The 15,452-nt window shown below is 69.6% G+C and carries 12 protein-coding genes; 11 read left to right on the top strand and 1 reads right to left on the bottom strand.

All coding sequences use genetic code 11. The features are described 5' to 3' along the window. Nucleotides 1-42: 42 nt before the first annotated feature. The 8 genes from RM812_RS02905 (at nt 43) to RM812_RS02870 (ending at nt 10,519) form a co-directional block, all read left to right on the top strand. Nucleotides 43-1,308 (top strand): ROK family transcriptional regulator, encoded by a 1,266-nt coding sequence (locus RM812_RS02905; RefSeq protein ID WP_311570773.1) that lies wholly within the window; start codon nt 43-45, stop codon nt 1,306-1,308. After that, entirely contained in the window at nt 1,295-2,161 is an 867-nt protein-coding gene (locus RM812_RS02900; protein ID WP_311570772.1) for an ABC transporter permease, read from the top strand. Before RM812_RS02905 ends, RM812_RS02900 begins: the two co-directional genes overlap by 14 nt. After that, nucleotides 2,158-2,970, top strand: coding sequence for an ABC transporter ATP-binding protein (locus RM812_RS02895; protein ID WP_311570771.1), 813 nt, complete (start codon nt 2,158-2,160; stop codon nt 2,968-2,970). Before RM812_RS02900 ends, RM812_RS02895 begins: the two co-directional genes overlap by 4 nt. A gap of 20 nt (nt 2,971-2,990) precedes the next feature. After that, on the top strand, nt 2,991-3,992 hold the full coding sequence (locus tag RM812_RS02890; RefSeq protein ID WP_311570770.1) for an aliphatic sulfonate ABC transporter substrate-binding protein: 1,002 nt from the start codon (nt 2,991-2,993) through the stop codon (nt 3,990-3,992). Nucleotides 3,993-4,018: 26 nt separating this feature from the next. After that, the gene (locus RM812_RS02885; protein WP_311570938.1) at nt 4,019-5,512 is read left to right on the top strand and encodes a sulfatase-like hydrolase/transferase; all 1,494 of its coding nucleotides are present in this window, start codon (nt 4,019-4,021) and stop codon (nt 5,510-5,512) included. Nucleotides 5,513-5,528: 16 nt separating this feature from the next. Then, nucleotides 5,529-6,494 carry a formylglycine-generating enzyme family protein gene (locus tag RM812_RS02880; RefSeq protein WP_311570769.1) on the top strand — a complete coding sequence of 322 codons (966 nt, stop codon included), beginning with the start codon at nt 5,529-5,531 and terminating at the stop codon, nt 6,492-6,494. Between the two features lie 91 nt (nt 6,495-6,585). Beyond that, a complete protein-coding gene (locus RM812_RS02875) occupies nt 6,586-7,203 on the top strand; it encodes a GNAT family N-acetyltransferase (RefSeq protein ID WP_311570768.1) in 618 nt (205 codons plus the stop codon). 316 nt (nt 7,204-7,519) lie between these two features. Next, complete coding sequence (locus RM812_RS02870) at nt 7,520-10,519, top strand: carbohydrate binding domain-containing protein (protein ID WP_311570767.1); 3,000 nt, start codon at nt 7,520-7,522, stop codon at nt 10,517-10,519. Between the two features lie 193 nt (nt 10,520-10,712). Here RM812_RS02870 and RM812_RS02865 read toward each other — a convergent pair whose 3' ends face one another. After that, entirely contained in the window at nt 10,713-11,660 is a 948-nt protein-coding gene (locus RM812_RS02865; RefSeq protein WP_311570766.1) for a methionyl-tRNA formyltransferase, read from the bottom strand. Nucleotides 11,661-11,907: 247 nt separating this feature from the next. Here RM812_RS02865 and RM812_RS02860 point away from each other — a divergent pair, with 247 nt between their 5' ends. From RM812_RS02860 to RM812_RS02850, 3 genes are read left to right on the top strand one after another with little or no spacing between them, the layout of a single operon-like run. Continuing rightward, on the top strand, nt 11,908-13,266 hold the full coding sequence (locus RM812_RS02860) for a lysine N(6)-hydroxylase/L-ornithine N(5)-oxygenase family protein (protein ID WP_311570765.1): 1,359 nt from the start codon (nt 11,908-11,910) through the stop codon (nt 13,264-13,266). 11 nt (nt 13,267-13,277) lie between these two features. Further along, the gene (locus RM812_RS02855) at nt 13,278-14,336 is read left to right on the top strand and encodes a FecCD family ABC transporter permease (RefSeq protein ID WP_311570764.1); all 1,059 of its coding nucleotides are present in this window, start codon (nt 13,278-13,280) and stop codon (nt 14,334-14,336) included. Continuing rightward, complete coding sequence (locus RM812_RS02850; protein WP_311570763.1) at nt 14,333-15,415, top strand: FecCD family ABC transporter permease; 1,083 nt, start codon at nt 14,333-14,335, stop codon at nt 15,413-15,415. The genes RM812_RS02855 and RM812_RS02850 overlap by 4 nt, the downstream gene beginning before the upstream one ends. The last annotated feature ends 37 nt before the right edge of the window (nt 15,416-15,452 follow it).

Here is a 15,452-nt window from a genome sequence, read left to right as displayed (position 1 = left end):
GGAGTGTTGACGGAATATTCGGACCTCCCTACCTTGACCGGCATGCAGATGCCCAGCGGAGTGCACGCACTGGTCAGGCGGACCCATGAAGAACGCGTGTTGCGTGCGCTGCAGGAGAACGGCGCCATGAGCCGCGGTGAGATCGCCCGGGTCGTGGGCCTGTCCCGCACCACCTTGTCCGAAATCACCGGAAGCCTCCTGCAACGAGGCGCCATCGTCGTCGTGGACACCGACGCGTCCCGGCGCGAGGGCAGCGGGCGGCCGGCCGAGCGACTGGCGCTCGACCCGGCGTCGGCCCAGTTCATGGGGGTGGACTTCGGTCACCGGCGCGTCCATGTCGTCGTCGCCGACGCCTCGCACGAGATCATGGTCTCCGGCTCCGTGCGGTACGAGGACACCACGTCCTGGCGGACGCGCACCGAGCTGGCCCTCGGGCTGGTGGAGCGGCTGAGTACCGAGGCCGGTGTCCACTACGGTGCGCTGCAGGGCGTCGGCATCGGCGTGCCGGGGCCCTACCCGGCCCCGGAGGGAGCGGCCTGGCCCCGTGCAGGCTCGGGGACCACGGTGCTCCGCCCGGCCCCGGAAGGCGTCGACGTCGCCTTCGCCGAACGCTTCGACGCGCCCGTGATCGTCGACAACAACACCCGCCTGGCCGCCCTCGCCGAGGCGATCAGCGGTGCCGACAGCGTCGCCGACCTGGTGTACGTGCGCCTGTCGGACGGCGTCGGCGGCGGACTCGTCGTCGGCGGCCAGCTGGTGACCGGCTCGAGGGGGCTGGCCGGCGAGCTGGGTCACGTGACCGTCGAGCCGGCGGGCCGGCCGTGCCGGTGCGGCAAGTGCGGCTGTCTGGAGACCGTGGCGTCGGTCCCCGGCATCCTCGCCGCCTGCTGGGAGTTCGGACTGCGCCTGGAGAACCTCGAGGACCTGGCGGCCGCCGTGAGCCGTGGGCACCCCGTCGTGGACCGGGTGCTGAGGGAGGCCGCGGCGGCCGTGGGACGGGTCGTGGGGGCGGCGACGATGACCCTGAACCCGGCGAAGGTGGTCATCGGCGGCGAGATCACCCGGCTGGCGCCCGTCATCGTCGAGCAGGTCGCCGCCACGCTCGCCGCCGAGATCTTCCCGACCGCCTCGGCCGGTCCCGTCGTCGCCGCCGCGCGGCTCTCGGACGACGACGGTGCCATCGGCGCGCTCGCCGCGGTCTTCCACAGCTCCCCCCTCCTGGCGAGGTATCCCGAAACCGCCGACGTGAAGGGCCGTTGCGATGCACCCGACTCCGCCACCGAAGGAGCCGCCCATGTCCGTCCTTGACCAGCGGGGTGCCGACCCGCGAAAGCCCTTGCCGGGGAAGCGGCCCGAAGGCCCGCCCGACGCCGCCCCGGGCACCACGAAGAGCGCGCCGGAGCGTGCGCGGCCGGGCCGGCGCGGACTGCCCCTGGTCCTCAACGCCGTGTCCGTCGCCCTGGGCATCGCGCTCTGGTGGGCCCTGGCGTCCGCGGGCTTCAAGCTGCCGCCACCGCCGGACGTCGTCTCGCGGGCCGGGACACTGATCGGCGACGGCACGCTCGCCGAGGACGCCCTGGCCAGCCTGACGCGTGTGCTCATCGGCTTCGCACTCGGCACGGCCGTGGCCGTCCCGGTCGGTTTCCTCATGGGCTGGTACGGCATCCTGCGCGGCCTGATCGAGCCCTGGATCCAGTTCTTCCGCACCGTCCCGCCCCTGGCGATCATCCCGCTGGCCGTGGTCGTCATGGGGATCGACGAGACCCCGAAGATCTTCGTCATCTTCCTCGCCGCGTTCCTGGCGTGTGTGATCTCGACCTTCCAGGGCGTGGTGAACGTCGATCGCACGCTGATCGACGCCGCCCGTGTCCTGGGCGCCAAGGACGCGACGATCTTCGCCCGGGTGGTGGTGCCGGCCTCGACCCCGTTCATCCTCGTCGGCATGCGGGTCGGTCTCGGTTCGGCCTGGGCCACCCTGGTCGCCGCGGAGCTCATCGCCGCCCAGCAGGGGCTCGGCTACCGGATGCAGAACGCCCAGCTCTACTACGACCTTCCGACCATCTTCGTCGGACTCATCTCGATCGGGATCCTCGGCCTCCTCATGGACCGGGTCCTCCTTCTCGCGGAACGCAAGCTCACCGGATGGCAGGAACGCCGATGACCAGCAAGCCGCCCAAGATATCCGTCCAGGGCGTCACCAAGACCTTCGCCCTGGGCCGTGAGACCTTCACCGCCCTCGACGACGTCTCGATCGACATCGCGGACCACGAGTTCGTCACCGTCGTCGGCCCCTCGGGCTGCGGCAAGAGCACCCTCATGAACATCCTCGCCGGGCTGGAGACACCCACGGCGGGCCGAGCCCTGGTGGACGGCACGCCCGTGTCCGGTCCGGGACCCGAGCGAGGGGTGATCTTCCAGCAGTACGCCCTCTTCCCGTGGCTGACCGTGCGTCAGAACGTCGAGTTCGGCCTGCGGACCACGGGCGTCCCGAAGCGCGAACGCCGCCGCCGCGCCGAGCACTTCATCGAGCTGGTCGGCCTGGAACGCTTCGCCGACGCGCTTCCCAAGACACTCTCCGGAGGCATGCGCCAGCGGTGCGCCATCGCCCGTGCCTACGCCGTCGACCCCTCGATCCTCCTGATGGACGAACCGTTCGGCGCCCTCGACGCGCTGACCCGGGTCAAACTGCAGGAACAGCTGCTGAAGACCTGGAGCCAGGACAAGCGCACGGTGCTGTTCATCACCCATGACGTCGACGAGGCCGTGTTCCTGGCCAACCGGGTGATCGTCATGGCAGCCCGTCCCGGGCGCGTCTACGACGTCATCGAGGTCGCCCCCGCCGTCGAGCGCAACGAGGAATTCCGCCTCAGCCCCGAGTTCGCCGCACTGCGCAACCGTGTGTGGCACTCCGTCTACCACCAGGAAGGCCGCACCGTCGCGCCCTCCGTCGCCGGCGCCCCGACGACATGACCCGGAAGGGACTCGCAGTCATGCCACCCACCCTCACCCGCAGACACCTCACCACATCGCTCGCCGCATTGTCCGCGATGGCCCTGCTGGCCGCCTGCGGCAGCGGAAGCGACTCGGGCGACTCGGGCGACAAGGTCCGTTTCGGCTACATCGGTGACTTCAACGGTGCCAGCCTGATCGCCATCGCCGACGCCAAGGGCCTGTGGAAGAAGCACGGCCTGACAGCCGAGAGCACGGTCTTCACCAACGGCCCGCTCCAGATCCAGGCCCTCGGCACGGACAACCTCGACTTCGGCTACATAGGCCCGGGCGCGATGTGGCTCCCCGCCTCGGGCCAGGCCAAGGTCGTCGCCATCAACACGCTCGGCAACTCCGACCGGGTCATCGCCCAGCCGGGCATCGACTCGATGCGGCAGCTCGAGGGCAAGACCGTGGCCGTTCCGGAAGGAACCTCCGGCGACATGATCCTCTCCCTCGCCCTGGAGAAGGCGGGGATGACCAAGGACGACCTGAAGGTCGTCCCCATGGACCCGTCGACCATCGTCTCCGCCTTCTCCTCCCAGCAGGTCGACGCGGCGGGCTTCTGGTACCCCGCCACGGCCACCATCAAGAAGCAGGTGCCCGACCTGGTCGAACTCGCCAGGAACACCGACTTCGAGGACGACATCTCCTTCCCCACCGCCTTCGTGGCCGGCAACAAGCTGGTGGCCGACCGGCCGGAGAAGGTGAAGAAGGTCCTCGCCGTTCTGCGCGAGGCCATCGCGTTCCGGTCCGCACACACCGACGAGGCCGTCGAACTCACCGCCGACAAGCTGCGCGTCCCCGTCGACCAGGTCGAGGCCGACGCCGCCAACAACAAGCTGCTCGGCGTCGACGAGCTCGACGCGCTGACCCGGGACGGCACCGTCGCCAAGTGGCTGACGGGCATGAACGACTACTTCGTCAAGACGGGGAAGCTGAAGAAGCCCGTCGACCCGAAGTCCTACTACACCGGCGACCTCTTCATGGGAGCGGGCAAGTGACCTCGTCCGGCACCTCCACGACCGACATGAGGAAGAACATCCTCTTCCTCATGACCGACCAGCACCGGACGGACACGCTCGGCGCCTACGGCAACCGGCTGGCGCACACCCCCGTCCTCGACGAACTGGCCGCCACGGGCACCCGCTTCGACCGCTGGTACACACCCACCGCGATCTGCACCCCGGCCCGCGCCAGCCTGCTCACCGGCCAGGCGCCCTTCCGGCACAAGCTGCTCGCCAACCACGAACGCAACGTCGGCTACCTCGAGGACCTGTCCGAGGACCGGTTCACCTTCTCCCGGGCGCTGCGGGACAACGGCTACAACTGCGGCCTCATCGGCAAGTGGCACGCCGGCAACCGCCGCACGGCGGCCGACTACGGCTTCGACGGACCCGAACTGCCCGGCTGGCACAACCCCGTGGACCACCCGGACTACCTCGCCTACCTCGCCGAGCGCGATCTGCCGCCGTACGCGATCAGCGACCGCGTCCGGGGTATCCTGCCCAACGGCGGCCCCGGCAACCTGCTCGCCGCCCGGCTGCACCAACCGGTCGAGGCCACCTTCGAGCACTATCTGGCCACCCGCGCCATAGAGCAGCTCGAACGGTACGCGGCGGACTCCCGCGAGCGAGGGCAACCCTTCTTCCTCGCGCTGCACTTCTTCGGGCCGCACCTGCCGTACATCCTGCCCGACGAGTACTTCGACCTGGTCGACCCTGCGGACGTGGAGCTGCCGCGGTCCGTGGCCGAGACCTTCGAGGGCAAGCCCCCGGTCCAGCGCAACTACAGCGCGCACTGGACCTTCGACACCATGCCGATCGAGACGACCCGCAAGCTCATCGCCGTCTACTGGGGCTATGTGGCCCTGATCGACCTGCAGATCGGCCGGGTCATGGAGGCCATGCAGCGGCTCGGACTGGTGGACGACACCGCGGTGTTCTTCACCTGCGACCACGGGGAGTTCACCGGTTCCCACCGGCTGCACGACAAGGGCCCGGCGATGTACGAGGACATCTACCGCACGCCCGGCCTGCTCCGCGTCCCGAACGCGCCTCCCGGCGTCGTGCGCCGCGAGTTCGTCAGCCTGCTCGACTGCACCGCGACCATCCTGGAACTGGCGGGCATCGACCCGAAGCCCGCGGTCGACTCGCGCAGCCTCCTGCCCCTGGTGCGCGGCGAGACGGTGGACTGGGACGACGACATCGTCTGCGAGTTCCACGGCCACCACTTCCCGTACCCGCAACGCATGCTGCGCGAGGACCGGTACAAACTCGTCGTCAACCCCGACTCCGTCAACGAGCTCTACGACCTGCACACCGACCCGGACGAACTGCAGAACGTCTACGCCCATCCGGAGCGGGCGGAGGTCCGCACCCGGATGATGCGCCGCCTGTACGACGTGCTGCGCGAGCGCGGCGACAACTTCTACCACTGGATGACGTCGATGTACGACGTCGGCGAGGTGGGACACGACCCGACCCTGAGCGGGCTCGACGAGTCCACCTACCAGGCCCAGTGACCGATTCCGAGGACCCATGACCCGCGCTCACCGCCCCTGCTGCATCCCGGCCCACGTCGCGGTGTCCCCTCCCGCGGCACCACCCGTGCCCGGTCGCTCCGGGCGCACCCGTTCGCTGCGGGGACAGGTGCGCCTGCCGGGCGGTGAGTTCGCGATGGGGGACGCCTTCGACGAGGGGTACCGCGCCGACGGCGAGACACCCGTCCACACGGTACGCCTGGCGCCCTTCCACATCGACGAGACCGCCGTCACCAACGCCCAGTTCGCCGCCTTCGTCAAGGCCACCGGCCATGTGACCGACGCCGAACGCCACGGTTCGTCGGCGGTCTTCCACCTCGCGGTCGCCGCCCCGTCCGCCGACCTCCTCGGCGCCGCCGCCGGAGCTCCCTGGTGGATCAACGTCCGGGGGGCCCACTGGCGCCGCCCCGAGGGCGCCCTGTCCGACATCACCGGTCGGCAGAACCATCCCGTCGTCCACGTCTCCTGGAACGACGCCACCGCCTACGGCCGGTGGGCCGGCAAGCGGCTGCCCACCGAGGCCGAGTGGGAGTACGCCGCACGCGGTGGCCTGGCCGGCCGCCGCTACGCCTGGGGCGACGACCTCACCCCCGGCGGCCGGTGGCGCTGCAACATCTGGCAGGGACGCTTTCCGCACGACAACACGGCCGAGGACGGCCACCTGACCACCGCCCCGGTCAAGTCCTACCGCCCCAACGGCTTCGGCCTGTGGAACACCGCCGGCAACGTGTGGGAGTGGTGTTCCGACTGGTTCTCGCCCTCGTACTACGCCGAGGCCCCGCCGGCGGACCCGCAGGGCCCGGACACCGGGACCGCGCGGGTCGTGCGCGGCGGTTCCTACCTGTGCCACGACTCCTACTGCAACCGCTACCGGGTCGCCGCCCGCTCCTCCAACACGCCGGAGTCCTCCTCCGGCAACCTCGGCTTCCGCTGCGCCAACGACGCGGCCGGGCCGACGCCTTAGCGCTGGACGAGGGCCTGGAAGGAGGTCATGCGGGTGGGGGAGGAGGCGGGGGGCCGACCGTCCGGGAATCGAAGATCATCAATGATCCACAATGGCCCGTATGTCGATGAACAACACCCCGAAGGCGGCAACGGTCGACGACGCGGCGCCGGTCAGCCGCGCCCTCGCCCGGGCCTTCGGCGATGACCCGATGATGCGCTGGTTCTTCCCCCACGACTCCTCTCGCCAGGCCGCGTTGGGCCGGTACTTCACCACGCTCTTCACCCGGCAGTACGCCCACCACGGGGTGTGCGAACGCACCGACGCGGCGGCGGCCTTCTGGGTGGCGCCGGAGGGGCAGGCCCAGGCGGTTCCCGACGCGGAGACCATCCGGGAGCTTCAGGACATCCTCGGCGACCGGGCTCCGCTGTTCCGCGACGCCGTCGAGGCGGCGGCAGAGCACACACCGCGGGAACCCCACTGGTACCTCGCCGTGATCGGCGCCGACCCGGCCGCACAGGGCGGGGGACACGGTGCCGCCCTACTGCGCTCGGGGCTGGCCAAGGCCGACGCGGCGGGACTGCCCGTCTGTCTGGAGTCGTCCAAACCGTCCAACGTCCCCCTGTACGAGCACTTCGGCTTCACCGTGCGCGAGGAGTTCCGACTGCCGGGCGGCGGACCCGCGCTGTGGGCCATGCGGCGCGAGCCCCGCTCCGCGGCCGGCGTCTGACGCCCCGACGCACTCGCCGGGCCTCGCGGTGTCGACGCCAGGCCCGGCACACCCTTCCGAACCTGCGCGGTCACCGATCCGTGCGGTTTCCGGCCCACCCCCTTTACGGACCTGTCATGTCCCGGTAACTTCCCCACCGCAAGGACTTGCAGAAAGATACCGGCTGTTCTTTCGGTCGGACAGCTCCCCGTGCGCTGGACCTCGAGGCGCGTCACGTTGTCGGCGGGACGCCACCGGTGCCTCGCACCTGCTCCCTTGACCGTCATCGCCGCTGAACGCCATGGCTTCGCGGCCGTGGCCCTCTCTGGAGACCCGAATGAAACCCACCCCACGCCGGCTGCTGAGACCACTGGCGGCCTTCACGGCCGCGACAGGCGTACTCGGCCTGCTCACGGCACTTCCCGGCAGTACCGGCATCACGCCGGAGCCCGCGGCTGCCTCCGCAACCACCGCGACCGTCTTCTACTACACGAAGACGAAGAACTGGGCGGCGTACAACCTGCACTACGCGCCGGACGGTGGTTCCTGGACCAGCGTGCCCGGCGTGCAGATGGAGGCCGCCTGTACCGACTGGGTCAGGAAGACCGTCGATCTGGGCACGGCCGAGGGCCTGCAGGCGACGTTCAACAACGGATCCGGCACGTGGGACAACAACGCCGGCAAGAACTACGACCTCGGCACGGGCGACATCACCGTCAAGGACGGCGTCGTCGCCCACTCCGACCCCTGCGCGGGTGGCGGCGATCCGGACCCGACTCCCAGCCCCACGCCGGGGGACGGCGGCAAGGCAACGGTCTACTACTCCACCGAAGCCCTGGGCTGGACGACGGCCAACATCCACTACCAGCCCGCGGGCGGTTCCTGGACGGCCGTGCCGGGCGTCGGCATGCGGCCGGCGTGCGCGGGCTGGTGGAAGCGTGAGGTCGACCTCGGGGCGGCCACCACGCTGAAGGCGGCCTTCAACAACGGCAACGGCGTCTGGGACAACAACCGGGGAGCCGATTACACGATCGGCACCGGTCTGTCCACCGTCAAGAACAACACCGTCACCGGCAACGCCGGCGATCCGTGTGCCGGCGAGGTGCCCGACACACAGGCGCCGAGCGTCCCGTCACAGGTCACCGCGAAGGTCGATGGCGTGTCCGTCGTGCTGACCTGGGAGCCGTCCACCGACGACAAGGGGGTGGCCAAGTACCAGGTGACCCGTACCGGCGGCACCAGGGGCACGCTCGTGACCGACGTCGGCTCCACCGTCCTCTCCGACGCGAACCTGGAGGAGAGGACCACGTACACCTACACGGTGAAGGCCGTGGACGCGGCCGGGAACGTCTCCGCCGCCTCCGCAGCCGCGACCGCCACCACGGGCGAGAAGCCCCCGGCTCCCGCGCCCGGGAAGCCGCTGGGCACCGACCCGCGCAAGGACCCGATCTACTTCGTCCTGACCGCCCGCTTCCACGACGGCGACAGTTCCAACAACCGCGGCGGCAGCCAGCACGTGAAGTCCGGCAACGCCGCCAACAACGATCCGATGTTCCGCGGCGACTTCAAGGGACTGATCCAGAAACTGGACTACATCAAGGGCCTCGGCTTCTCCGCCGTCTGGGTCACCCCGGTGGTGCTGAACCGCTCGGACTACGACTACCACGGCTACCACGGGTACGACTTCTACAAGGTCGACGCCCGCCTCGAGTCGGCCGGCGCCTCGTACCAGGACCTGATCAACGCGGCCCACGCCAAGGGCATGAAGATCTACCAGGACGTCGTCTACAACCATTCCTCCCGCTGGGGCGCCAAGGGCCTGTTCACCCCGAAGACGTACGGCGTCCGCGACAGCCAGTGGAGCTGGTTCTACGACGAGCCGAACTCCTCCTTCGAGTACGACGGACTGACCGTGGAGCCCAAGTCCGGGAAGTCGTACTACAACGGCGACCTGTGGTCGACGGCCGAACCGACCGGCAACACCTGCGTCGACTGGGGCAAACCCACCCAGTACACCTCGCCCGAGGGCTACAGGATCTACAACTGCCAGTGGCCGTCCCCCACCTCCGGCATGTTCCCCAAGGCGTTCTACCACCAGTGCTGGATCGGGAACTGGGAGGGCGAGGACTCCCGCTCCTGCTGGCTGCACGACGACCTCGCCGACTTCGACACCGAGAGCGCGCCCGTCCAGAACTACCTGATCGGCGCGTACAACAAGTACATCGACATGGGCGTCGACGGCTTCCGCGTCGACACGGCCGTGCACGTCCCGCGGACCACGTGGAACCGGCGTTTCCTCCCCGCCGTCCAGGAGCGCGTCACGCAGCAGCACGGTGCCGAGGCCGCGAAGAACTTCTTCGTCTTCGGCGAGGTCGCCGCCTTCGTCAACGACAAGTGGAACCGCGGCTCGGTCAACCACTCCGCGCAGTTCTTCACCTGGAAGGAACGCAAGGAGTACGCCGCCGACGACGCCAAGGCCGCCCTGGAGATGTACGACTACGAGCAGCAGCAGGGCACCGGCAACCAGCCCACCTCGACCAACGCCTTCCTGAACGGGAACAGCTACCACGCCCCGGATCACAGCAGGTTCTCCGGCATGAACGTCATCGACATGCGCATGCACATGAACTTCGGTGACGCGCACAACGCGTTCTCCAACGGCAAGGACTCCGACGACAGCTACAACGACGCCACGTACAACGTCGTCTACGTCGACAGTCACGACTACGGCCCCAACAAGTCCAGTGAACGCTACTCGGGCGGAACCGACGCCTGGGCGGAGAACATGTCGCTGATGTGGACCTTCCGCGGCATCCCCACGCTCTACTACGGCTCCGAGATCGAGTTCCAGAAGGGCAAGAAGATCGACTGCGGCCCCACCTGCCCGCTGGCGACCACCGGTCGCGCCTACTACGGCGACCACCTCCAGGGCGATGTCAGGGCATCGGAGTTCGGCAAGGTCGACTCCGCCACGGGCGAGGTCGCCAACACCCTCTCCCAGCCGCTGGTCAAGCACGTCCAGCGACTCAACGAGATCCGCCGCGCGGTCCCGGCTCTCCAGATGGGCCAGTACTCCACCGAGGGCATCAGCGGCGGCATGGCGTTCAAGCGCCGCTACACCAGTGCCGGCACGGACAGCTTCGCCCTGGTCACGGTCACCGACGGTGCCACCTACACCGGCATCCCGAACGGCACCTACAAGGATGCCGTGACGGGCGACATCCGGACCGTCACCGACGGCAGGCTCACCGTCGCCGCACCCGGCAAGGGCAACATGCGCGTCTACGTCCTCGACGGACCCGGCAGGATCGGTACCGCGGGCGCCTACCTGAAGTGACGCCCGCGGCCATCGCTACCGCGACGTGAGAACCCCGGCGGGCAGGACCAACTGCCCGCCGGGACTCCGCACGCTCGCAACCACGGGGGATACACACGAGCCGGAGCCTCTTCCCGGTGAGCCGGGCGCGGAGCAAGGCGGACCAGGACGGCTACCCGGGGGCGCTGCCCGACGCGGGCTGATCCGCAGTCCGTCAGGGGTGGCTGGTCAGATAGCCGCCCATGGAGGTGAAGTACTCCGTGGCGGACAGCTCACGCCCGTCCTCGGTCCGTACGCGTGTGAGGGCCAGCCCGTGGTTGCGGCCGGTGCGCGCGTCGGCCCCGGCGACGATCACCACGCCCTCGCCCTCGCGGTAGAAGACACGGCCGGGCGTACCACCGTAGCGGCCGCGGGACACCACGGCGGCGAGGACCTCGAGGCGCCTGCCCTTGTGGAAGGTGAAGGCGCTGGGGTACGGCTCGGACTGGGCCCGGACCAGACGCTCCAGATCCTCGGCCGGCCAGCTCCAGTCGATGCGGATGTCCTCGACGGACCGTTTGTGGAAGAAGCTCGCCCGGGACCGGTCCTGCTTGGTGAACTCCGTCTGCCCGGCGGCGATGAGGGCCAGCGCGCCGATGGTGACCGGGGCGATGAGGTCGACGGTCTTGTGGAAGAGGTCGGTGGCGGTGTCCGTCGGTCCGACCGGCACCGCCTCCTGACGCACGATGTCGCCGGCGTCGAGCTCGTCGTTCATCATGTGCGCGGTGACGCCCACTTCGGACTCCCCGTTGATCAGGGCCCAGATCAGCGGGGAGAAGCCGGCGTACTTCGGCAGCAGCGAGTCGTGCACGTTGAGCGTGCCGCGACGGGGGAGGCCGAAGATCCGCGGGGGGATCCACGTCCGCCAGTTGTTGGCCACGATGATGTCCGGGTCGGCGTCCACCAGGCGCTGGAACAGCTCGTCGTCGTCCGGGCGGTTGCGGATCAGCACCGGGACGCCGTGCTCTTCGGCGAGGTCGGCGACGGACTCGCTCCAGATCTTCTCGTACGCGTGCTCGCTCCTGGGGTGCGTCACGACCAGGACCACGTCGTGTTCGGAGTCCAGGAGGGCTTGCAGGGTGCGGTGCCCCCAGGTCTGGTAACCGAACATGACGACCCGCATGGGGTTCCTCCTCGGGGCAGGGGACCGACCGACCCGGGAAGTAAAGCAAGCCTTACCTTAGTTCGCAACGCCCTTGCAGGACAGATCAGTTGGGGAACGTCCGATACTCGCCCGTCCGGTTCGCCCTATCGACAGCCCGGGGGCCTTAGCTTAGGCTCACCTAAGTTTCGGTAGGCCGCTTCGTCGGCATGCCCGATCACGCGTTCCCCCACGCCGACAGGCAACTGTTCCGCACGATGGGAGTGACATGTCACAGGTTCTTCCTGGTGACGCAACGCTGGTCCACGATCTCATTGGCATCGGCTTCGGACCGTCCAACGTGGCCATGGCGATCGCGCTCAGTGAGCACAACGCACGCGCCGGCAGGCAGGAAGCGGTCACCGCTCACTTCTTCGAGCAGCAGCCCCGCTTCGGCTGGCACCGCGGCATGCTGATCGACGACGCGACCATGCAGGTCTCCTTCCTCAAGGACCTGGTGACGCTCCGGAACCCGGCCAGCGAGTTCAGCTTTCTCTGCTACCTGAAGAGCAAGGGGCGGCTGATCGACTTCATCAACCACAAGAACCTCTTCCCGCTGCGGGTGGAGTTCCACGACTACTTCGAGTGGGCCGCGGCCCAGGTCGACGACATGGTCTCCTACGGTCACGAGGTCGTCGGCGTCGCGCCCGTCCTCGACGAGGGCGGAGTCGTCGAGTACCTGGAAGTGACGGTCCGTTCGGGGGAGGGACTGGAGGTCCACCGGGCCCGCAACCTCGTCATCGGCACCGGACTGCGCCCCCTCGTGCCGCAGGGTGTCGAGCGCGGCGACCGCGTCTGGCACAACTCCGAACTCCTCGCGAAGGTCGACGGGTTGGAAGGCGCATCGCCCTCTCGGTTCGTCGTCGTCGGCGCCGGTCAGAGCGCTGCCGAGAACGTCGCCTACCTGCACCGACGCTTCCCCGAGGCCGAGGTCTGCGCGGTCTTCGCCCGCTACGGGTACAGCCCCGCCGACGACAGCGGCTTCGCCAACCGGATCTTCGACCCCGCGGCGGTCGACGAGTACTTCGCCGCGCCCGGCAACGTCAAACGCCGGCTGATGGACTACCACGGCAACACCAACTACTCCGTGGTGGACATCGACCTGATCGACGACCTGTACCGGCAGACGTACCGGGAGAAGGTCCTCGGCACCGAGCGGCTGCGCTTCCTCAACGTGTCCCGGCTCACCGGTGTCGAGGTGATGCCGGACAAGGTCCGCACCACCGTCACGTCCCTCGTCACCGGCGAGGAGACTCTCCTGGACGCGGACGTCGTGGTCTTCGCCACCGGTTACAGCCCGGCCGACCCCCTCGGCCTGCTCGGCGAGGTCGCGGACCGCTGCCCGCGTGACGACGAGGGCCGGGTCCGCGTCGAGCGTGACTACCGCATCGTGACGGACCCGGACCTGCGCTGCGGCATCTATCTGCAGGGCGGCACGGAGCACACGCACGGCATCACGTCGTCGCTGCTGTCCAACACCGCCGTCAGGGTCGGCGAGATCCTGGAGTCGCTGGTCGACCGGGGCCTCAAGTCCGCTTCCGACGAGGTCCGGACGGTTGCCGACGGAACCGGCAGCACCACCCGTTAGTGTAGGTCGCCATGGCCACGACTGCGGTGGAGCACCCCGCGCTCAGGAGCACAACTCAGGCCCGCCGTCGGCGGGTTGTGGGGCTGGGCGTGCTGGTGGCGATTCTCGTGACCGCGGCGGCGGCGTCGCTGGCCGTCGGTGCGCGCGCCCTGAGTCCCGCCGAGGTGTGGCACGGGTTGTTCGCGGCGCCGGACACCGACCAGCGGCTCACCGAGATCAGGCTCATCGTGCGGACCGTGCGGGTGCCCCGGACGGTGCTCGCGATCGTGGCGGGTGTCGCCCTCGGGGTCGGCGGGGCACTGATCCAGGGGCACACGCGCAACCCGATCGCCGACACGGGCCTGCTGGGGGTGAACTCCGGCGCCTCCTTCGCCATGGTGTCGGCGATCGCCCTGTTCGGCTTCGCGGACCCCTTCCAGTACGTCTGGTTCGCCTTCCTGGGTGCGGCGGTCGCGGGTGTCGTGGTCTTCGGACTGGCGAGCATCGGCCGGGGGGCCGGCAACCCCTTGACGCTCGCACTGGCCGGGCAGGGGGTCACCGTGTTCCTCGCGGCGATGACCACGGCGGTCGCGCTGTCGGACCAGGCGTCCATGGACGCGCTGCGGTTCTGGAACGCGGGCTCCGTGGCCGGCGTCGGCTTCGACGTCATCCGGCCGGTGGCCGTGTTCGTCGCCGTCGGGTTGGTGCTGGCACTGACCACGCTGCCCGCCGTCAACCTGCTCAACCTGGGCGACGATGTGGCGCGGGGGCTGGGCGTGAACATCGCGCTGAGCCGGACCGTCGGCGTCCTGGCCATCACGTTGCTGGCGGGCGCGGCGACGGCGGCGTGCGGTCCCATCGCCTTCCTCGGGCTCATGGTGGCCCACGTGGCCCGGTATCTCACCGGGCCGGACTACCGCTGGCTGGTGCCGTACGCGGGTCTGCTCGGCGCTGTCGTGCTGCTGGTCTGCGACATCGTGGGGCGTCTGGTGGTGCGGCCGGGCGAGTTGGACGCGGGTGTCGTCGTCGCGCTCCTCGGCGCCCCGTTCTTCGCGGCGCTGGTGTGGCGCGGAAAGTTCAGGAACGCATGAACGGGGTGCGCGTGACGTCGGACGGGGCGGCGACGAAGCCATCGGTGGCGCCGGGCGTGCGGATGGGGCGCGTGTCGTTCGTCTGGCGGCCCTGGCTCGTGTCCGTCACGCTGCTGCTGGCGGCGGCGACCTTCCTGGTGTTCTGCCTCTCCATCGGCGTCGGGGACTTCCCCATCGGCCTGCCCCGGGTGGTCGCCACGATCCTCGGCCGGGGCGAGCGGGTCGACGAGTTCGTGATCATGGATCTGCGGATGCCGCGTGCTCTCGCCGGGCTCGTCGTGGGCCTCGCGCTCGGGGTGTCCGGGGCGATCACGCAGTCCGTCGCGCGCAATCCGCTGGCCAGCCCGGACATTCTGGGGATCACCAGCGGCGCCGGTACGGTCGCGGTGTTCCTGGTGACGGTGACGGGCGGCACCGCCGCGGCCGTCATGGACACCGTGGGCCTGTCCGCGGCCGCGCTCGCGGGCGGTCTCGGCACCGGGCTGCTGGTGTACTTCCTGGCGTGGCGGCGCGGGATCGACGGATTCCGGCTCATCCTCATCGGCATCTCGGTGAGCGCCGTGATGGAGGCGATCACGACCTGGCTGCTGGTCAGGGCCGACATCAGGGACGTGGCCCGGGCCCAGGCGTGGTTGGTGGGCTCCCTGGACAACCGCTCGTGGGACGAGGTCTGGGTGGCGTTCTGGGGCACGCTCGTCCTCCTGGTCGTCGTGTCGTGCCTCGCGTTCCAGTTCCGGCCGTTGCACTTCGGCGACGAGATCGCCGCGGGCCTGGGCGTGCGGTACGCGATGGTGCGGGCGGTCCTGCTGCTGTGCGCGGTCCTGCTGGCCGGCGTGGCGGTGAGCGCGGCGGGTCCGGTCCCCTTCGTCGCGCTGGTGGCGCCGCAGGTGGCGATGCGACTGGCCAGGTGCCCGACGCCGCCGTTGCCGGCCTCGGGCCTGGTGGGAGCGCTGCTGCTGATCGGCGCGGACCTGATCGCGCGCACGGCTCTGCCGGTCTCTCTCCCGGTCGGTGTGGTCACCGCCGCGATCGGCGGCCCGTTCCTCATCCATCTGCTGGTGCGGGCGAACCGTAGATAACTGGTACAAAAGCAACGCATGCCTAACCAAGGGGGCC

The organism is Streptomyces lancefieldiae (assembly GCF_031845825.1).
GTDB lineage: Bacteria > Actinomycetota > Actinomycetes > Streptomycetales > Streptomycetaceae > Streptomyces > Streptomyces lancefieldiae.
The sequence above is the reverse complement of the archived record's forward strand: the minus strand, read 5'-3'. Positions and strand labels throughout refer to the sequence as shown.